Genomic DNA, 18,642 nt, shown 5'->3' with positions numbered 1-18,642 from the left:
GTCCTGAAAGCAACGGTAAGAACTTTCAGCGTCGGAGGGTGTAGGTGACGAGCGAGCGGGCCGGGACGGTGGCCGTGAGCGAACCCCCGGCGACCGGGATCGACGCCTGGCGGGCGGTACTGTTCGAGGCGTTGGTGAGGTACGGCGTCGCACTCCCGCTGGTGATGCCGGTGTTCCGGAGGCTGAAGCGGACCTGGTTCGCCTCGGTGGCCGTGTTCAGCGCCACGACGGTGACCGTGCCGTCGGTGTTGCGGAACGCCGAGAGCTTCAAGGCGCTGTCGGTGGTCGTGGCGCCGACACGGGTGGCGCCGGGGCGGACGAAGCGGCTGTAGTTGGCCATCGCCCACAGCCGCTTGGAGACGTGGTAGCTGTCGCCGTCCAGCTGGATCAGGCCCCGGGTCGCGCCCAGGGAGGCGCCGTACCAGTAGACGTACCCGCTGACGTTGCCCTTGGTGAGGGCGTCGTGGATCGCGGAGGCGACCGCGAAGCCGTCGTAGCCGCTGCCGTCGTCCCAGTTCTCGTTCCAGGTGGTGCCGTTGGGCGACCACTCCGACATCCAGGTGCGCCTGGAGGTGGGCAGCGGGCTGTCGACCGTGCTGGCGTAGTTGTGGCCGGTGTGGGTGCTCACGTAACCGCGGGCGGTCGCATCGGCCTCGATCGCGCTCGTGTAGGCCTTCTGCTGGGTCCAGCCGAAGGAGTCGCAGCAGGCGACCTTGTATCCGGCCGCCCTCGCGATCGGGCCGAAGAACTTCACGTACTCCGTCGCCTGGGCGGGCGTGAGCCGCATCGAGTCGTACGTCGCCGTCCAGTCGGGTTCGTTGGTGAAGCCGATGTCGGTGATGCCGATGCCCTCCTGGCCGTAGAACTTCGCCCACTGCACAAGGAAGTCGGCGTATGCCTTGCGCCAGTCCCCGCTCGCGCAGCTCGCGCCGGAGAGGCCGCACAGGGTGCCGCCGTCGGCGTCCGTGCCGTTGGTCTTCATGTAGCCGGGGGCGGTCCAGGCGTCGGCGTAGAAGCGGTTCACGCCGTACGCCTTGGCCTCCTTGGCGAGCCACACCTGGCCCTTGTCGTAGCCGTCCCAGGTGTACCGGGGGGTGGCGTTCGGGCCGCCGGGGTCGGTGGGCTGGATTCCGGAGTCGATGCCGAGGCGCAGGATGCTGAGGCCTGCGCCGGTGGTGCGGCTCAGCAGCAGATCGAGCAACTCCCGCTGGTGCTGGGCCGACAGGCCCTGCGAGCCGTTCATGACGGCGGCCCGGCCGAAGTGCTCGGAGAAGCCGAAGCCGTCGATGGGCTGGTAGGTGGTGGAGCCGTTGACGGTGGCGGTGGTGGCGGTGACCTTGTGGGGCAGGTCGGCGGCCGTGACGCCGGCGACGGTGAGCAGGGCCGCCGCCGTGGTCACCGTCCACTTGCTGAGTCCGCGCTGCATGACGCACTCCTTCGGGGAAAAGGGTGGGAGCGCTCCCAGAGACAGCAGGGAACGTAGGACGACACTGCTTGAGCGTCAATCCCACGTTTCCCGCCAGTGGTTCAACAGCTCGACTTGCCCACCCGGATCGCCAGTGCCGTGTTGGCGCCGAGGGTGGTGGTGAACTGGCCGTTGGAGCCGACCGTGACGCTCGTGTTGTTCTGCACGTTGCAGTACGTCCCGGCGGGCAGCGAGGTCTGGTAGGTCCGGCTCAGGCTGCCCGACTCGTGGTTGATGGCGACGTACCCCTTGGCGCCGCGCCCGAAGGCGATCGCGTCGCCGCCGTTGTCCCACCAGTTGGTGACCGCCTCACCGCGGACCGCGTTGCGGAAGGCGACCATGCGCAGGATCTCCGGCCAGGCGTGCTGGCACTTCCAGCCGTTCTGCCAACAGGCGCTCACCGAGCCGTTGTCGGGCGGCCCGGCGTCCGAGTCGGACCACTCGTAGCCGGAGTTGATGTCCGGGGCACCGTACGGGTAGGCGAGCATGAAGACGTTGGCGAGGGTGTAGTTCGCGCCGTCCTTGTAGTTGAGCGTGGAGCCGTTGCGCTCGGTGTCGTGGTTGTCGACGAAGACGCCGGCCACCGAGCTGTTCATATAGCCCCAGCCCTCGCCGTAGTTCTTCAGGTAGGCGAGGTTCTCGTTGTTGAAGACCCGCTTGAGGTCGTAGGCGTAGCGGAACTCCTGGACGTCCCCGTTGCCGGTGTACTCGGTGGGCTGGACGGCCTCGCCGCTGCCGTAGATGACCTCCTGCTTCCAGTACACCGACGGGTTGCTCAGCCGGGACTTGATGGTGGCGAGGTCGGTGGCCGGGATGTGCTTGGCCGCGTCGATGCGGAAGCCGTCGACGCCGTAGCCCAGCAGGGAGTTCAGATAGCCGGCGATGGTGGCGCGGACGTACTCCTCGCCGGTGTCCAGGTCGGCGAGGCCGACGAGTTCGCAGTTCTGGACGTTGGCGCGATTGGTGTAGTCGGTGATGGTCGCGGTGCAGTCGTCCATGTCGTACGAGGAGTACAGGCCGGGGTAGCTGTACTTCGTGTACGACGAGCCGCCGGTGCCGGTGCCGCTGCCCGCGGACATGTGGTTGACGACGGTGTCGACCACGACCTTCACCCCGGCCGCGTGGCAGGTGCTCACCATGTTCTTGAAGGCGGTGGCGTCACCGAGGCGCCCCGCGATCCTGTAGCTGACCGGCTGGTACGAGGTCCACCACTGCGAGCCCTGGATGTGCTCGGCGGGCGGGGAGACCTGGACGTAGCCGTATCCGGCGGGGCCGAGGGTGTTGGTGCACTCCTTGGCGACGGAGGCGAAGTTCCACTCGAAGAGGACCGCGGTGACGTCCTTGGTGCCCGGCGGGGAGGCCTGGGCGGCGGTGGGGGTGAGGACGGCGACGGTGGCGGCGAGGGCGGCGGCGCCCGCGGTGGTGGACCATCTCGATATCACGTGGGGGTTCTCCTTGCCCGACGGCCAGGCGTCTTTGCCTGGCGCCGGGCGAGAACGTACCGCTGTTGAAATGTTTACAGCAAGGGTCGTGAAAGCAACGGCAAGAACTTCCACGCGCGCTCTTGAGGAGCGGCTCAGCGCTGGCTCGCCGGCTTGTCCGGAAGGTCCTCGCGGCTTCCCTTGCAGGAGTACACGATCTCCACCGACCCGCCGGGCAGCGCCCGCTGGCTGAGGAAGGTCAGCCCGGTCTCGGGGCTGAGCGCGGGCGTGAGCTGCATGCCGCCGCCGAACAGCAGGGGCACGACGACCAGTTCGAGGCGGTCGAGCGCGCCGAGGGCGTGGAAGGTGCCGATCGTGCGGGGGCCGCCGATGAGGTGGACGTCGCCGCCCCGGTTGGCGGCGCGGACCTTCTCCAGCAGGCGTACCGGGTCGCTGTCGGTGGTGACGTGGTCCGGGGTGCCCTCGGGACGGTGCGAGCCGAGGACGAACACGTCCAGGTTCGGCCAGGGCCAGCGGCTGTTGGTGAGCGCCGGCTCGAAGGTCGTACGGCCCATGAGCGCGGCCTCGCAGCCGGCCAGGAACTCCCGGATGCCGTGGCTCTCACCGGAGACGAAGGCGGGGTCGGCGGTCTGCGCGGGCCAGCCGTTCGGGGTGGTCACGTAGCCGTCGGCACTCATACCCAGGCGGGCGCGGATCTGCATGGTCTCTCCTCGGACGCGGGGCGCGGTTCGCCCTCTCACCCAAGCGTCGAACTCGCCTCCCGCCGATCGACACGCCGGGCAAAAAAATCACCGGACCCCCGTGAGGACCCGGTGATTCCCCCATGTGATCAGGCCGTCGTCCACCACACGGTCGTGTCTGCCGGCACCTTCGCGTCCCCGTCGACCTCGGCGACCTCCGCGCTGGCGAGCAGCAGACGGCCGTACGCCGGGGTCGTCACCGACTCACGCGTGGTGTTGGCGACACAGACGAAGTCGCCACGACGGAGGGCGAGGACGCCCTCGGGTGCCCGGAGCCACTCGACCGCGTCACCGGCGCCCAGGTCGGGCTGGGCGCGGCGGACGGCGAGGGCCGTGCGGTACAGCTCCAGGGTGGAGTCGGGGTCGCCGGTCTGCGCCTCGACGCTCAGCTCCGCCCACTCCGACGGCTGGGGGAGCCAGCTGCCGCCCGCGCCGAAGCCGTACGAGGATCCCTCGCGGGTCCACGGGATCGGCACCCGGCAGCCGTCGCGGAAGCCGTCCTGGCCCGCGCCGCGGAAGTACGCCGGGTCCTGGCGGACCTCGTCGGAGAGGTCGACGACGTCCGGGAGGCCGAGCTCCTCGCCCTGGTAGATGTACGCCGATCCGGGCAGCGCCAGCATGAGCAGCGTGGCGGCGCGGGCGCGGCGCAGCCCGAGCTCCCTGTCTCCTGCCGTGCGGATCTGGGTGCCGAGTCCTGGCGGGTTGGCGAAGCGGGTGGTGTGCCGGGTGACGTCGTGGTTGGAGAGCACCCAGGTGGCCGGGGCGCCGACCGGGCGCATCGCCTCCAGGGTGCGGTCGATGACCTCACGCAGCTCCCCGGCGTCCCAAGCGGTGCTCAGGTACTGGAAGTTGAAGGCCTGGTGCAGCTCGTCGGGCCGGACGTAGTTGGCGGTGCGCTCGATGGTGGGGGTCCAGGCCTCGGCGACGAAAATCCGCTCGCCTGAGTACTCGTCGAGGATCAGCCGCCACTGGCGGTAGATCTCGTGGACGCCGTCCTGGTCGAAGAACGGCATGACATCGTTGCCCAGGAGCTTGACCTGATCGTGGGATCCCAGGTCGGGCAGCCCCTCCGCCTTCACCAGGCCGTGTGCCACGTCGATGCGGAAACCGTCCACGCCCATGTCCAGCCAGAAGCGCAGGATCGAGCGGAACTCGTCGCCGACGGCCGGGTGGTCCCAGTTGAAGTCGGGCTGCTCGGGTGCGAAGAGGTGGAGGTACCACTCGCCGTCCTTGACGCGCGTCCAGGCGGGGCCGCCGAAGATCGACTCCCAGTCGTTGGGCGGGAGTTCGCCGTTCTCGCCCTTGCCGGGGCGGAAGTGGTAGCGGTCCCGCAGAGGTGATCCCGGCCCTTCCGCGACCGCCCGCCTGAACCACTCGTGCTGGTCCGAGGAGTGGTTGGGCACCAGGTCGACGATGGTCCTGAGCCCCAGTGCACGGGCGTCGCGGATCAGGGCGTCGGCGTCCAGGAGGTTGCCGAACATGGGGTCCACGGCCCGGTAGTCGGCCACGTCGTAGCCGGCGTCGGCCTGCGGGGAGGCGTAGAAGGGGCTGAGCCACACGGCGTCCACGCCGAGGTCGCGCAGGTACGGCAGTCGGGTACGGATGCCTTCCAGGTCGCCCATGCCGTCACCGTTGCTGTCGGCGAAGCTGCGCGGATAGACCTGGTAGATCACCGCGTCCCGCCACCAGTCGCTGCGCTGGGCTTTGGCGGGGGTCGATGCCGGGGCGGTGGCGTAGTGCTGCTGGCTCATGGCGTCCTTGGTACGTAAAGGAGTCATCGGGTTCTGAGGTAAGTGTGTGACGAGGCGGCCACGGTCACAGCGGGGTCGGATGGAGACCGCGGCCGCCTCGGGTCTTGGAGTGGGCGCTAGCCCTTGGTGCCGCCCGCCGTGAGCCCGGTCACCAGGTTCTTCTGCACCAGGTAGAAGAACACGGACACCGGTATCGCGATCAGCACCGCCGTCGCGGCCATCAGGTTCCGCTGGGCGTCGTGCTCGCTCACGAAGCTCTGCAGCCCGACCGCGAAGGTGTATTTGGTGTCGGACAGCATGAACGTCGAAGCGAACGCGACCTCACCGAAGGCCGTGAGGAAGCTGTAGAACGCGGCGACCGCGAGCCCCGGCTTGGCGAGCGGCAGGATCAGCCGCGCGAACGTGCCGAAGGGGGTCAGCCCGTCGACGCGTCCGGCCTCGTCGATCTCGAACGGGATGGTGTCGAAGTAGCCCTTCAGCAGCCAGGCGCAGTACGGCACCGCCGTCGAGCAGTACACGAGGACGAGTCCAAGATAGCTGTCGATGAGCTGGAGGTCCGAGAGCATCTGGTACATCGGCACCATGAGGACGGCCACCGGGAACATCTGGGTGACCAGGAGCACCCACATGAACTTCCGGTAGCCCGGGAAGCGCATCCGGGACACGGCGTACCCGGTGGTCGCGGCGATCAGCACACCGATCACCGTGGTGCCGAGCGAGACGATCAGCGAGCTCTTGAGCCAGTCGAAGAACGCCGTGTGCTGGAGGACGAACGAGTAGTTGTCGAACGTCATCTTCTTCCAGATGCCGCCCGGGTGGAGGTAGTCGTCCTTGTCCGGGCCGAGCGACAGGAAGACCAGCCAGACGATCGGGAACAGGGCTACGAGGCTCGCGACGACGAGGATGCCGTGCGAGACGAGGGAGCCGGCGAGGCTCGTCTCACCGCGGCGGCGCATCCGGCCGGGCGCCTGTGCGGGGCCGGCCTGGGACACCGCGGCGGAGGTCTCGACTGTGGTCGTACTCATGGGAGCTCCTGCCTCAGATCGCGAGCTGCTGGTCATTGCGGTTCAGCCAGCGGCGGTAGAAGGAGGTGAAGACGATCAGGATGGCCAACAGCAGGATGCCGTACGCCGCCGACTGGGCGAAGTCACGCGGCTGCTGTCCGAAGCCCAGGTAGTAGGCCCAGGTGACGAGGATCTGCGCGTCCGGCGCGGTGGTGCCGAACAGCAGGAAGAGCACAGCGAACTGGTTGAACGTCCAGATGATGCCGAGCAGGACGACGGTGGAGCTCACCGAGCGCAGGCCCGGGAGGGTGACGTACCGGAACCGCTGCCAGGCGCTCGCGCCGTCCATCTCGGCGGCCTCGTACAGCGAACCGTCGATGGACTGGAGTCCGCCGAGCAGCGAGACCATCATGAACGGCACACCGCACCAGGTGTTGACCATGATCGCGGCGAACTTCTGCCAGAAGGTGTCCTCCAGCCAGGCCGGTGACGGCAGATGGAGTGCGTCCAGGACGGAGTTGATGATGCCGCCGTCGGCGAGCATGAACCGCCAGCCGAAGACGGTGACGAAGGTCGGCACGGCCCAGGGCAGCACCAGGATCAGCCGGTACAGGGTGCGCCCCCGCAGCTGCTGGTCGAGCAGCAGCGCGAGGCCGAGCCCGATGCAGTAGTGCAGGGCCACGCACAGGGCGGTCCAGACGACGGTCCAGATGAAGTGCGACCAGAAGCGGTCGTAGGCCGTGTCGCCCCACAGGATGTCGGCGTAGTTGTGCAGGCCGATGAACTTGTAGGTGGCGTCGATGTGGTTGACGCCGATCGTGCGGGCCGTGTTGAGGCTGTTGGCGTCGGTGAGCGTGAGGTAGACGCCGTAGACCAGGGGGTAGAGCACGAGGACACCGAGGACGACCGCCACCGGGGCGATCATCGCGTAGGCGTACCAGTGCTTCTGGTAGCTGTGCTTGAGGCGTTGGCCCCGCCCGGGCCGCGGCGCGCGGTCACCGTGGCGTTTGCCGGTGGCGCGGTCGATGGCGACTGTCATGTTCGACACCTTCTGAAAGTTCTGCGGCTCTGAGAAGTGGCTCGGCGCGAAGGCCGCCCGGCGGGCCCGGGCGAAGCGGTCCCCCGGCGGCCGGGCACAGGCCGGTGGCCGCCGGATCTCTCCCTCCGTGACCGGGAGATCCGGCGGCCACCCGGGCTCACTTGCTGAAGTCCGGCACCAGCTTGGCGATCGCGACCTCGGCGTTGCTCAGGCCCTTGTCCAGGGACTCCTTGCCGCCGGCGATCTTCAGCAGCTCGGTGTCCAGCGGGGTCAGCAGGGAGCTGTACTCGGGCAGGGCCACGCGCGGCTGGGCGGAGGCGAGGACCGTCTGGTAGCCGGCGATGCCCGGGTCGGCCTTGACCTCGGCGGTGTAGGCGTCGTCGCGGGTGGGCAGCGTGGAGTTCTTCAGCGCGATCTGCGTCTGCGCCTTCGCGGAGGTCATGAAGCCCACGAACTTCTCGGCCGCCTTCTGGTGGGCGGAGTCCGAGCCGGCGTAGACCGACAGGTTGTGGCCGCCGGTCGGGGCGCCCGCCTTGCCGCTGGAGCCGGCCGGGACGGTGGCGATGCCGAGGTTGTTCTTGTCGGCGAAGGCCGAGCCCTTGTAGAAGTTGGTGATCTCCCACGGGCCCTGGATGATCGCGGCGACCTTGCCGTTGACGAACGCGTCCTGGATGTGGGCGTAGGCGTCGGCGGTGGTGTCGGCCTTGTGCAGGCCCTTGCCGGAGAAGAGGCTCAGCCAGGTGCCGTAGCCCTTCTTGGCGGCGTCCGAGTTCACCGTGATCTTCTTGGCGGCGGCGTCGACGGTGTCGGTGCCCTCGCCGTAGAGGAAGGTCTGGGCGTAGTAGGCCGCGGTGGAGCCCCAGTAGCCGTCGACGCCGGTCTTCGACTTGATCGTGGCGGCGGCGGTCTTCAGGTCGTCCCAGGTCTTGGGGGCCTGGACGCCGGCCTTCTCGAAGAGCTGCTTGTTGTAGACCAGGGCGAGGGTGTCGGTGACGAACGGCACGCCGTAGGTCTTGCCGTCGTACTTCGCCTGCTCGATCAGGTTCGGCTTGAACTTGGCCTGGTCGGCGAGGGCCTCGGTGCCGTCGAGGGGCAGGAAGTAGCCCTTCTTGGCGAAGGCGGGGGTCCAGCCGACGTCGGAGCGCAGCACGTCGGGGGCGCCGCTCGCGCCGGCCGCGGTGTCGAACTTGTTCTGCGCCTGGTCGAAGGGCACGTTGACGTACTTGACCTTGACGTCCTTGTTGGCGGCCTCGAAGTCCTTGATCAGGGCCTGGTACGTCGGCGCCTCATTTGTGGCGTTGGAGGTGTCCCACCAGGTGATGGTGACCGGACCGTCGGCCTTGTCGCCGCTGTCGCTTCCGCCGCAGGCCGTCGCCGCGAGGGCGAAAGACGCCACCAGCGCTGTGGCCGCTATGCCACGCCGCATGAGTTCTCCTTGAGGGTGAAAGCCCGTGTGCTGCGAGGAGAGGCCCCGTCTGCCCTCCCCGTCTGCCGACTGCGCCTTTGCGGCCGCCGGGCGAGTGGGAACGTAACAGCGATGCAAGACTTGCGAAAGACCTTGCAGAAAAAAAGTGCAAGGCCCTGCGGAAGTTACCCTGTCGTGATCCCTCTTCGACCGTCCCGAGGCCCTTGTCTTACGGGCCTGAGCGGGCCTGAGCGGGTCTGAGCCGGACGACCACGGGTTGTGCAAGACTCTGCAAGCTCTTGCCATACCCCTCCCTTGCGGGAATCATCCCCTTGTGGGACAAGGGGCGCCGACCAGAACAGAGGGACCGCGATGACGATACGGCCGGTACAGTCCGGTGCCGTGACCACACGGCTAGCCGACATCGCTGCTCAGGCCGGGGTGAGCGAGGCGACCGTCAGCCGCGTCCTCAACGGGAAGCCGGGCGTCGCCGCGACCACCCGCCAGACCGTCCTCGCCGCACTCGACGTGCTCGGCTACGAACGCCCGGTGCGGCTGCGGCAGCGCAGCGAGGGACTGGTGGGCCTGATCACCCCGGAGCTGGAGAACCCGATCTTCCCCGCCCTGGCCCAGGTGATCGGCCAGGCGCTGACCCGGCAGGGCTACACACCCGTCCTCGCCACCCAGACCCCGGGCGGCTCCACGGAGGACGAGCTCACCGAGATGCTCGTCGACCGGGGCGTGGCGGGCATCATCTTCGTCTCCGGGCTGCACGCGGACACCTCGGCGGACATGGAGCGCTACGAGCAGCTGCGGGCCCAGGGCGTTCCGTTCGTGCTCGTGGACGGGTTCTCGCCGAAGGTGCAGGCGCCGTTCATCTCCCCCGACGACCGCGCGGCGATGGCACTGGCGGTGACGCACCTGGTGTCGCTTGGGCACACGCGGATCGGGCTCGCGCTCGGCCCGAAGCGTTTCGTGCCGGTCCAGCGCAAGATCGAGGGCTTCGTGCGCACCATGCAGGACCTGCTCGGCCTGGCCGCGGCCACCGTCGAGGCGGACCTCGTCCAGCACTCGCTGTACACCCTGGAGGGCGGCCAGGCGGCGGCCGCCGCTCTGATCGACCGTGACTGCACGGCGGTGGTGTGTGCGAGCGACATGATGGCGCTGGGTGCGATACGGGCGGCCCGGCAGCGGGGCCTGGAAGTCCCCCGGGATGTCTCGGTGGTGGGTTTCGACGACTCCCCGCTGATCGCCTTCACCGACCCGCCGCTGACGACGGTCCGCAAGCCGGTGCCGGCCATGGGACAGGCGGCGGTGCGGACCTTGCTGGAGGAGATCGGCGGAACGCCCGCCCCGCACAGCGAGTTCGTGTTCATGCCGGAGCTGGTGGTGCGGGGTTCGACGGCCTCGGCCCCTGGGGAACGCACTCGTCCGCAGGGCGGAGAGACAGGGCCTGCACCCCTGCGCCGGTAGGAGAACGGGACACTCTTCCCGTCGTAGGACATGCGACCCGAACCCGACCGGGGGATGATCGGTGGGATAAGGGGATTCTGGCAGACTTTGTCTCTATGGGTGACTCGACCGTGACCAGTCTGGAAGACCGCGAGAAGGCGGCCGCTCCGGACTCCCTCACGGCCGCGGACCGGCCGGGTTTCCGGCCGGGTTTCCGGTCGGCTTTTCTGCGTCGGAGGCGCACTCCGCGCCGACCGCGCCTGTGGTTCGAGATCCTGCTGATCGCGGTGAGTTACTGGACGTACTCACTGGTCCGCAACGCGGTGCCGGAGCAGAAGGCGGAGGCGCTGCGCAACGCCGACTGGATCTGGCGGATGGAGCACCACCTCGGCATCGCGGTCGAGGAGTCCGTCAACCACGCGGTGAACTCGGTGACTTGGCTCGTCGTCGGGATGAACTACTACTACGCGACACTGCACTTCATCGTGACCCTGAGCGTCCTGGTCTGGCTCTACCGCAGCCACCCCGGCCGTTACGCGGCAGCGCGGCTGGTGCTCTTCGCGACCACGGGCGTGGCCCTGGTCGGCTACTACCTGTATCCGCTCGCGCCCCCGCGGCTCATGACCGGCGGCCACTTCGTCGACACGGTCATGGTCCACCAGACCTGGGGCTCGATGGCCTCCGGCGACCTGAAGCACATGTCCAACCAGTACGCGGCGATGCCGTCCATGCACATCGGCTGGTCCCTGTGGTGCGGTCTGACGATCTTCGCGCTGGCGTCGGTGCCCTGGGTGCGTGTCCTGGGCCTTCTCTACCCGGCGGCGACGCTGCTGGTCATCGTCGCCACCGCCAACCACTTCTGGCTCGACGCGGTCGGCGGCCTGCTGTGCCTGCTGTTCGGCTTCGCGGTGGCGCGGCTCTGGTACGGGGCGCTGCCGTACGCGTTGCCGAGGGCCGTGCCGGCCCGGCCGCGGGGCGCTGCAAGCTCTGCAGGCTCTCGGCGGCCGCCGGTCGAAACGCCCCCTCACGCCCCGTAGAACAGCTCCTCCACCACACCCCGGGCCCGCCGGGCCGTACGCCGGTAGTCCTCCAGCATGTCTCCCGCGTGCCCCGGCCCGTACCCCAGGTACCGCCCCACGGCGGCGAGTTCACGTGCCACGGTCGGGAACGTGTCCCCGGCCCGTCCCCGCACCAGCATCACCGCGTTGCGCACCCGGGTCGCCAGCACCCACGCCTCGTCGAGGACCTGGGTGTCGTCCGCGGTGATGAATCCGGCGTCCCGTGCGGCGACGAGGGCCGCGCGGGTCCGGGTCGTGCGCAGCCCCGGCACCTGCGCCCCGTGCCGCATCTGGAGCAGCTGGACCGTCCACTCGACGTCCGAGAGGCCGCCGGGCCCGAGCTTGGTGTGCAGTTTCGGGTCGGCGCCGCGCGGCATCCGCTCGGACTCCATGCGTGCCTTCAGACGCCGGATCTCGCGTACGGCGTCGTCGCCGAGGCCGGCCGCCGGATAGCGCAGGGGGTCGATGAGCTCGACGAAACGGCGGCCCAGCTCCTCGTCCCCGGCGACCGGTTCGGCCCGCAGCAGCGCCTGTGCCTCCCAGACGAGGGACCAGCGGCGGTAGTAGGCCGCGTACGACGTCAGGGTGCGCACCAGCGGTCCCGACTTGCCCTCCGGGCGCAGGTCGGCGTCGATGAGCAGCGGCGGGTCGGCGCTCGGGATCTGGAGCAGTCGGCGCATCTCGGAGACGACCTTGTTGGCGGCCTCGGAGGCCGCCCGTTCCTCGACGCCCTCGCGCGGTTCGTGCACGAACAGGACGTCCGCGTCGGAGCCGTAGCCCAGTTCGTGACCGCCGAAGCGGCCCATGCCGATGACGGCGAACCGGGTGGGCAGGGTGTCGCCCCAGCCTTCCCTGACGACCGCGCGCAGGGTGCCGGCGAGGGTCGCGGCGGTCAGGTCGGACACGGCGGCGCCGACGCGCTCCACCAGGGCGCCCTGGTCCGGTTCGGCGGGCTGGGTCTCGGTGCCGTAGGAGCCGACGATGTCCGCGGCGGCCGTACGGAACAGTTCGCGGCGGCGCACTCCACGAGCGGCTGTGACGCCCTGGACGGCGCCCTCGGCGCGGCCGACCGCGGCGAGTATCTCCTGTTCGAGACCGGCCCGCCCGCGCGGGGCGAGCCCGCCGCCGTCGCCGTCCCCGAGCAGGGCCACGGCTTCGGGGGCGCGCATCAGCAGGTCGGGGGCGAGGCGCCCGGCGGACAGCACGCGCGCGAGGTTCTCCGCGGCGGCGCCCTCGTCCCTCAGCAGCCGCAGATACCAGGGTGTCTTGCCCAACGCGTCCGACACCTTGCGGAAGGTGAGCAGTCCGGCGTCCGGGTCGGCCGACTCGGCGAACCAACCCAGCAGAACGGGAAGAAGAGTGCGCTGGATGGCGGCCTTGCGGGAGACACCGGAGGCGAGGGCCTCCAGGTGGCGCAGGGCGGAGGCGGGGTCGGCGTACCCGAGCGCGACCAGGCGTTCCCGCGCCGCCCCGGCGCTCAACCTGATCTCGCCGGGCCCGAGTTGGGCCACGGCGTCCAGCAGCGGCCGGTAGAACAGCTTCTCGTGCAGTCGTCGTACGACGGAGGCGTGCCGCTTCCACTCGCGGTTCAGGTCGGTCACCGGGTCGGCGCGCAGGCCCAGGGAGCGGCCGAGGCGCCGCAGGTCGGCCTCGTCCTCGGGGACGAGGTGGGTGCGGCGCAGCCGGTAGAGCTGGATGCGGTGCTCCATGGAGCGCAGGAAGCGGTAGGCGTCGTCGAGCTGGGCGGCGTCGGCCCGGCCGACGTAGCCGCCGGCGGCGAGGGCCTGCAGGGCGTCGAGGGTGGTGCCGCTGCGCAGCGAGCCGTCCTCGCGGCCGTGCACCAACTGCAGGAGCTGTACGGCGAATTCGACGTCCCTGAGCCCGCCGGGCCCGAGCTTGAGCTGCCGGTCGAGCTCGGCGACGGGGATGTTCTCCACGACCCGGCGGCGCATCTTCTGCACGTCGGCGACGAAGTTCTCGCGCTCGGCGGCCTTCCAGACGAGGGGTTCGAGAGCCGCGACGTACTCCTCGCCCAGCTCCAGGTCGCCGGCGACCGGACGGGCCTTGAGGAGGGCCTGGAACTCCCAGGTCTTGGCCCAGCGCTGGTAGTAGGCGAGGTGGCTGGCGAGGGTGCGCACCAGGGGGCCGTTTCTGCCCTCGGGCCGCAGATTGGCGTCGACGGGCCAGATGGACCCCTCGACGGTGGTCTCGGAGCAGACGCGCATCAGGTGCGAGGCGAGCTTGGTGGCGGCGCGCAGGGCCTTGCCCTCGTCGGCCCCGTCGACGGCTTCACCGACGAAGATCACGTCCACGTCGGAGACGTAATTGAGCTCGTGGCCACCGCACTTGCCCATCGCGATCACCGCGAGCCGGCACAGTGCCGCGTCCTCGGGGGCGGCCGCCCGCGCTATGGCGAGCGCGGCGCGCAGGGTCGCGGTGGCGAGGTCGGCGAGTTCGGCGGCGGTCTCGGCGAGGTCGGTGGTGCCGCACACGTCACGGGCGGCGATCGACAGCAGACAGCGCCGGTAGGCGACGCGCAGGGCGACGGGGTCGGTGGCCTCGGCGAGCCCGCGCTCGAACTCCTCGACGCCGGGGTGCAGGTCGCGGGGCTCGTAGGTGACGAGGGCATGCCAGTCGCCGGGGTGCCGGGCGAGGTGCTCGGCGAGGGCGGCGGACGCGCCGAGCACCCCGAGCAGCCGGTCGCGGAACGGCTTCGCCGCTATCACCGTATCGAGCAGTTCCCGGCCCGGCTGCGCCTCCAGGAGCCGGACGAGCCCGAGCAGCGCGAGATCGGGGTCGGCGGTCGCGCCGAGCGCCTCGAGGAGCACCGGGTCATTGCGTACGCCGCTCAGCTCCGCGCTGTCGAGCAGCCGCTCGGCGGCCGACGGATCGGTGAAACCGTGCCGCAGCAGCCGCGTGAAGGTACTGCTCCTGCGCCCCGGCGCCGCCGTCATCCCTGCCTCCCGTCCGATCAAGGTCGTACCGATCGAGCCTAACCGCAGAGCCGGGGAGAAGCGCCGGGAGACGGGTGGGGGGATTTTCGGGCGGGACGGCGTTCCAAGGGCGCTGTGGGCAGACTGGGTGTGTCGAGCCGGACCGCCACGGTGGCCCGGGTGTTCCCCGAGCCGGAGGCCTGTGATGACCGAGAAGGAACCCGAGACCCACCTCGACCCCCGCTACAGCGACCCCGACGCGGTAGCGCACTCCTGGGCCGACGCGGAGTCGCTGCTGGCCTCCGCCGAGCTGTTCTGGATCTCGACGGTACGACCGGACGGGCGCCCGCACGTCACGCCGTTGCCGGCGGTGTGGGCGCACGGGGCGCTGCACTTCTGCACCGGACCCGAGGAGCGCAAGGCGAAGAACCTCGCGCACAACGCGCACGTGACGCTGACGACCGGCACCAACATCTGGGACAAGGGCTACGACCTGGTGGTGGAGGGCGAGGCGGTACGGGTGTCCGACGACACTCGTCTGAGGGAGCTGGCCGCCGCGTGGGAGGCCAAGTACGGCGACTTCTGGCGCTTCGAGGTGCGGGACGGCTACTTCCACCACGGTCCGGGACACGCTGTCGTCTATGCGGTGGCGCCGCGCACGGTTTTCGGCTTCGGTAAGGGACAGCCGTTCAGCCAGACGCGGTGGCGCTTCTGAGAACGGCCCCCGGTACGGACGTCGACAAGGGAGTCACGCCATGGACATGAGCCTCGAAGTCATCCTGCTGCCGGTCACGGACGTCGACCGCGCCAAGGAGTTCTACCGCGACAAGGTCGGCTTCCACGTGGACCTGGACGGCGAGGTGATGGAGGGCGTCCGCATCTGCCAGCTGACCCCGCCCGGCTCGGGCTGTTCCATCGCCCTGGTGGACGGCCTCCAGGTCCCCACGGGAACCCCGCAGCCCGGCACGTACCACGGCATGCAACTGTGTGTGACGGACGCGAAGGCGGCGTACGAGGAGCTCACCTCGCGCGGCCTGGACGTGAGCGAACCGGTGCAGTTCGCCCCGCAGGACGGCGCCACCTTCATGTACTTCAAGGACCCGGACGGCAACGGCTGGGCGATCCAGGAGTACAAGCGCCGCGAGACGGAGCCGCTGCACCAGGTACTGGCGCAGCTGGCGGCGCAGTAGCACACCGAAGGGGGGCGCGGCCCTCCGCGCCCCCCTTCGGCAGGAAACCCCTACAGCACCGGCAGGTTCTTCCGCAGCTCGAAGGCGGTGACCTCGCTGCGGTACTCCTCCCACTCGCTCTTCTTGTTGCGCAAGAAGAAGTCGAACACATGCTCGCCCAGGGTCTCGGCGACCAGGTCGCTGCGTTCCATCAGGGTGAGGGCCTCGCCCAGGTTCTGGGGCAGGGGCTCGATGCCCATGGCGCGGCGCTCGGAGTTGGACAGGGCCCAGACGTCGTCCTCGGCGCCCGGCGGGAGCTCGTAGCCCTCCTCGACGCCCTTGAGGCCGGCGGCCAGGAGGAGGGCGTAGGCCAGGTACGGGTTGGCGCCGGAGTCGAGGGAGCGGACCTCGATGCGGGCGGAGCCGGTCTTGCCGGGCTTGTACATCGGGACGCGGACCAGGGCCGAGCGGTTGTTGTGGCCCCAGCAGATGTAGGAGGGGGCCTCGCCGCCGGCACCGGCGGTGCGCTCGGTGCCGCCCCAGATGCGCTTGTAGGAGTTGACCCACTGGTTGGTGACCGCGGAGATCTCCGCCGCGTGCTTGAGCAGGCCCGCGATGAAGGAGCGGCCGACCTTGGAGAGCTGGTACTCCGAGCCCGACTCGTAGAACGCGTTCCGGTCGCCCTCGAAGAGGGACAGGTGGGTGTGCATGCCCGAGCCGGGGTGCTCCGAGAACGGCTTCGGCATGAACGTGGCCTGGACGCCCTGCTCCAGCGCCACCTGCTTCATGACCAGGCGGAACGTCATGATGTTGTCGGCCGTGGAGAGCGCGTCGGCGTAGCGGAGGTCGATCTCCTGCTGGCCGGGGGCGCCCTCGTGGTGGGAGAACTCGACCGAGATGCCCATCGACTCCAGCATGGTGATCGCCTGGCGGCGGAAGTCCATGCCGATGTTCTGCGGGGTGTGGTCGAAGTAGCCGGAGTTGTCGGCCGGGGTCGGGCGTGAGCCGTCCAGCGGGCGGTCCTTCAGGAGGAAGAACTCGATCTCCGGGTGGGTGTAGAAGGTGAAACCCAGGTCGGAGGTGCGGGCCAGGGCACGCTTGAGGACGTACCTGGGGTCCGCGAAGGACGGGGAGCCGTCCGGCATGAGGATGTCGCAGAACATCCGGGCCGTGCCGGGGGCCTCCGCGCGCCAGGGCAGGACCTGGAAGGTCGACGGGTCCGGCTTGGCGATCATGTCGGATTCGTATACGCGGGCGAATCCCTCGATCGCCGACCCGTCGAAGCCGATGCCCTCGTCGAAGGCCTGCTCCAGCTCGGCCGGGGCCACGGCCACGGACTTGAGGAAGCCCAGCACGTCCGTGAACCACAGGCGTACGAACCGGATGTCGCGCTCCTCCAAGGTCCGGAGCACGAACTCCTGCTGCTTGTCCATCTTCCGCTTCCCCATCCTTGCTGGTCAGGCCGCCTGTCTCCGTGTCCCGCAGGAGGCGGTCGGGCACCTGAGCATCACACCACAACAGCATTTCGTGCGCGTTGCCGACCTTGATCGTCCCGGCGACCCGGGAGTGAACGCCTCACGTGCGGCGATGTACTGCTCTGCCGCCCATCTTGCCTGCTCGGATCGACATACGTAATGCCCGGCCCGCTCCGTCTCACCCCGCGTCCGGGTTTCCTTTGGGCTCCCTGCGAGAAGTCACCCCCGTCCCACTACGATCAGCGGACCGGTCGTCACCATCCGTCCCGCCCCTTTCCCCCAGAAGGACACACCTCATGGGTTCCGCCAAGAAGAGCACCGCCACGGCACGCAAGGCGCGCATAGAGGAGATGCGGCGCGCCGAGCAGTCCCGCGAGCGCCGCAACCGGATCCTCACGATCACCGCGAGCGTCGTCGTCGTGGCCGGTCTGGTCGCCGGCGGCGTCGTGCTGGTGCGGTCGCAGTCCGACGACAGCACGGCGGCCGACGGCAAGGGCACGGGCACGGGGCACTTCGTCACGGGCTCGGACGGCGTCAAGACCTGGAAGGGCACGCTGGGCCGCAACCACGTCGTCAAGACCGTGAGCTACCCGATGGAGCCCCCGGTCGGCGGCGACCACAACCAGGTCTGGATGAACTGCAACGGCGACGTCTACGCCAAGGCGCTCAACAACATGAACGCCGTGCACTCGCTGGAGCACGGCGCGGTCTGGGTGACGTACACCGACAAGGCCAAGAAGGCGGACGTGGACGCGCTCGCGGCGAAGGTGAAGAAGACGCCGTACACGCTGATGAGCCCGGACGACAAGCAGAAGGACCCGATCGTGCTGTCGGCGTGGGGCCACCAGCGGACTGTGACAGGGGCGAACGACCCGAACGTCGACACGTTCTTCGAGAAGTTCGTGCAGGGCCGGCAGACGCCCGAGCCGGGCGCCGCGTGCACGGGCGGTCTGTCGCAGTGAGGTTCGCAGGAGTGGCCGTGGCCGTCGCGGGCGTCCTCGTCGCGGCCGGTGCGATCACCTACGCCGTGGCCGAGGACGGCGGCTCGGGCGAGACCCCGTCCGCCGAGTCCGCGGACGCCGGGTTCGCGCGCGACATGGCCGTACACCACCAGCAGGCCGTCGAGATGTCGTACATCGTGCGCGACCGCACCAAGGACGTCGAAGTGCGGCGGCTCGCCTACGACATCGCGCAGACGCAGGCCAACCAGCGCGGCATGCTGCTGGGCTGGCTGGATCTGTGGGAGCTGCCGAAGGTGTCGGCGGATGCGCCGATGACGTGGATGGGCATGGGTGACATGCCGTCGGCCGGTGCGGGTTCGCTGATGCCGGGCATGGCGACCGACAGCGAGATGAAGAAGCTGGGCACGCTGAACGGCAAGCAGGCCGAGATCCTCTATCTGCAGTTGATGACGGACCATCACCAGGGCGGCATCCACATGGCGAAGGGCTGTGTGGACAAGTGCACGGTCGGCGTCGAGAAGCGGCTCGCGCAGGGGATGGTCGCCGCGCAGCAGTCGGAGGTCGACCTGATGGCGGGGATGCTGAAGGAGCGGGGCGCAAAACCTCGATCATAGAGGGTTAACCCTCGAACCAGCCTTGTTCATTAGGTTAATTGGCCTGTTCTTGGCATGCGCATTCCCCTTGCATGAACCGTTCGTCGCAAGAGTGGCCACACCGTCGAGTGATCACTCGCGACGAACCGCATCC

The 18,642-nt window shown here is 69.4% G+C and carries 15 protein-coding genes; 6 read left to right on the top strand and 9 right to left on the bottom strand.

Annotated features, from left to right (window positions below; all coding sequences use genetic code 11):
• Positions 1–25: 25 nt before the first annotated feature.
• From ACFVYN_RS08735 to ACFVYN_RS08705, 7 genes are all read right to left on the bottom strand, one after another.
• Positions 26–1,426, bottom strand: a complete 1,401-nt coding sequence (locus ACFVYN_RS08735) for a glycoside hydrolase family 30 beta sandwich domain-containing protein (protein WP_389994498.1) — start codon at positions 1,424–1,426, stop codon at positions 26–28.
• 101 nt (positions 1,427–1,527) lie between these two features.
• Entirely contained in the window at positions 1,528–2,907 is a 1,380-nt protein-coding gene (locus ACFVYN_RS08730; protein ID WP_389994495.1) for an alpha-amylase family protein, read from the bottom strand.
• Positions 2,908–3,041: 134 nt separating this feature from the next.
• Entirely contained in the window at positions 3,042–3,608 is a 567-nt protein-coding gene (locus ACFVYN_RS08725) for a dihydrofolate reductase family protein (protein WP_389994492.1), read from the bottom strand.
• 128 nt (positions 3,609–3,736) lie between these two features.
• Positions 3,737–5,398, bottom strand: coding sequence for a glycoside hydrolase family 13 protein (locus ACFVYN_RS08720; RefSeq protein WP_389994489.1), 1,662 nt, complete (start codon positions 5,396–5,398; stop codon positions 3,737–3,739).
• Between the two features lie 116 nt (positions 5,399–5,514).
• Positions 5,515–6,423, bottom strand: a complete 909-nt coding sequence (locus ACFVYN_RS08715; RefSeq protein WP_389994486.1) for a sugar ABC transporter permease — start codon at positions 6,421–6,423, stop codon at positions 5,515–5,517.
• A 13-nt stretch (positions 6,424–6,436) separates the two neighbouring features.
• Complete coding sequence (locus ACFVYN_RS08710; protein ID WP_389994483.1) at positions 6,437–7,441, bottom strand: carbohydrate ABC transporter permease; 1,005 nt, start codon at positions 7,439–7,441, stop codon at positions 6,437–6,439.
• 157 nt (positions 7,442–7,598) lie between these two features.
• Positions 7,599–8,867, bottom strand: a complete 1,269-nt coding sequence (locus tag ACFVYN_RS08705) for an extracellular solute-binding protein (protein WP_389994480.1) — start codon at positions 8,865–8,867, stop codon at positions 7,599–7,601.
• Between the two features lie 381 nt (positions 8,868–9,248).
• On the opposite strand from ACFVYN_RS08705, the gene ACFVYN_RS08700 reads away from it, so the two are divergent.
• Both ACFVYN_RS08700 and ACFVYN_RS08695 read left to right on the top strand, forming a co-directional pair.
• The gene (locus ACFVYN_RS08700) at positions 9,249–10,319 is read left to right on the top strand and encodes a LacI family DNA-binding transcriptional regulator (protein ID WP_389994477.1); all 1,071 of its coding nucleotides are present in this window, start codon (positions 9,249–9,251) and stop codon (positions 10,317–10,319) included.
• 95 nt (positions 10,320–10,414) lie between these two features.
• Entirely contained in the window at positions 10,415–11,335 is a 921-nt protein-coding gene (locus ACFVYN_RS08695; RefSeq protein WP_389994475.1) for a phosphatase PAP2 family protein, read from the top strand.
• Here ACFVYN_RS08695 and ACFVYN_RS08690 read toward each other — a convergent pair.
• A complete protein-coding gene (locus ACFVYN_RS08690; protein ID WP_389994472.1) occupies positions 11,323–14,310 on the bottom strand; it encodes a bifunctional [glutamine synthetase] adenylyltransferase/[glutamine synthetase]-adenylyl-L-tyrosine phosphorylase in 2,988 nt (995 codons plus the stop codon). The genes ACFVYN_RS08695 and ACFVYN_RS08690 overlap by 13 nt on opposite strands.
• 184 nt (positions 14,311–14,494) lie before the next feature.
• Between ACFVYN_RS08690 and ACFVYN_RS08685 the strand changes: the two genes are divergently transcribed.
• On the top strand, positions 14,495–15,004 hold the full coding sequence (locus tag ACFVYN_RS08685; protein ID WP_389994469.1) for a pyridoxamine 5'-phosphate oxidase family protein: 510 nt from the start codon (positions 14,495–14,497) through the stop codon (positions 15,002–15,004).
• Between the two features lie 40 nt (positions 15,005–15,044).
• Positions 15,045–15,479: a VOC family protein gene (locus tag ACFVYN_RS08680; RefSeq protein ID WP_389994466.1), complete on the top strand. Its 435-nt coding sequence runs from the start codon at positions 15,045–15,047 to the stop codon at positions 15,477–15,479.
• A 50-nt stretch (positions 15,480–15,529) separates the two neighbouring features.
• On the opposite strand, the gene glnA is transcribed toward ACFVYN_RS08680, so the two are convergent.
• The gene (gene glnA, locus ACFVYN_RS08675) at positions 15,530–16,891 is read right to left on the bottom strand and encodes a type I glutamate--ammonia ligase (protein WP_352383150.1); all 1,362 of its coding nucleotides are present in this window, start codon (positions 16,889–16,891) and stop codon (positions 15,530–15,532) included.
• A 338-nt stretch (positions 16,892–17,229) separates the two neighbouring features.
• On the opposite strand from glnA, the gene ACFVYN_RS08670 reads away from it, so the two are divergent.
• A complete protein-coding gene (locus tag ACFVYN_RS08670) occupies positions 17,230–17,895 on the top strand; it encodes a DUF3105 domain-containing protein (RefSeq protein WP_389994463.1) in 666 nt (221 codons plus the stop codon).
• An 11-nt stretch (positions 17,896–17,906) separates the two neighbouring features.
• Positions 17,907–18,509 (top strand): DUF305 domain-containing protein, encoded by a 603-nt coding sequence (locus ACFVYN_RS08665; protein WP_389994460.1) that lies wholly within the window; start codon positions 17,907–17,909, stop codon positions 18,507–18,509.
• The last annotated feature ends 133 nt before the right edge of the window (positions 18,510–18,642 follow it).

This window comes from Streptomyces sp. NPDC058307 (genome assembly GCF_042880295.1).
Classification (GTDB): domain Bacteria; phylum Actinomycetota; class Actinomycetes; order Streptomycetales; family Streptomycetaceae; genus Streptomyces.
The sequence above is the reverse complement of the archived record's forward strand: the minus strand, read 5'-3'. Positions and strand labels throughout refer to the sequence as shown.

Bases quoted from the DNA above. Each gene is read 5' to 3' on its own strand.
- ACFVYN_RS08735 (WP_389994498.1), bottom strand. From the start codon at position 1,426: ATGCAGCGCGGACTCAGCAAGTGGACGGTGACCACGGCGGCGGCCCTG.
- ACFVYN_RS08725 (WP_389994492.1), bottom strand. From the start codon at position 3,608: ATGCAGATCCGCGCCCGCCTGGGTATGAGTGCCGACGGCTACGTGACC.
- ACFVYN_RS08720 (WP_389994489.1), bottom strand. From the start codon at position 5,398: ATGAGCCAGCAGCACTACGCCACCGCCCCGGCATCGACCCCCGCCAAA.
- ACFVYN_RS08715 (WP_389994486.1), bottom strand. From the start codon at position 6,423: ATGAGTACGACCACAGTCGAGACCTCCGCCGCGGTGTCCCAGGCCGGC.
- ACFVYN_RS08710 (WP_389994483.1), bottom strand. From the start codon at position 7,441: ATGACAGTCGCCATCGACCGCGCCACCGGCAAACGCCACGGTGACCGC.
- ACFVYN_RS08705 (WP_389994480.1), bottom strand. From the start codon at position 8,867: ATGCGGCGTGGCATAGCGGCCACAGCGCTGGTGGCGTCTTTCGCCCTC.
- ACFVYN_RS08695 (WP_389994475.1), top strand. From the start codon at position 10,415: ATGGGTGACTCGACCGTGACCAGTCTGGAAGACCGCGAGAAGGCGGCC.
- ACFVYN_RS08690 (WP_389994472.1), bottom strand. From the start codon at position 14,310: ATGACGGCGGCGCCGGGGCGCAGGAGCAGTACCTTCACGCGGCTGCTG.
- ACFVYN_RS08685 (WP_389994469.1), top strand. From the start codon at position 14,495: ATGACCGAGAAGGAACCCGAGACCCACCTCGACCCCCGCTACAGCGAC.
- ACFVYN_RS08680 (WP_389994466.1), top strand. From the start codon at position 15,045: ATGGACATGAGCCTCGAAGTCATCCTGCTGCCGGTCACGGACGTCGAC.
- glnA (WP_352383150.1), bottom strand. From the start codon at position 16,891: ATGGACAAGCAGCAGGAGTTCGTGCTCCGGACCTTGGAGGAGCGCGAC.
- ACFVYN_RS08670 (WP_389994463.1), top strand. From the start codon at position 17,230: ATGGGTTCCGCCAAGAAGAGCACCGCCACGGCACGCAAGGCGCGCATA.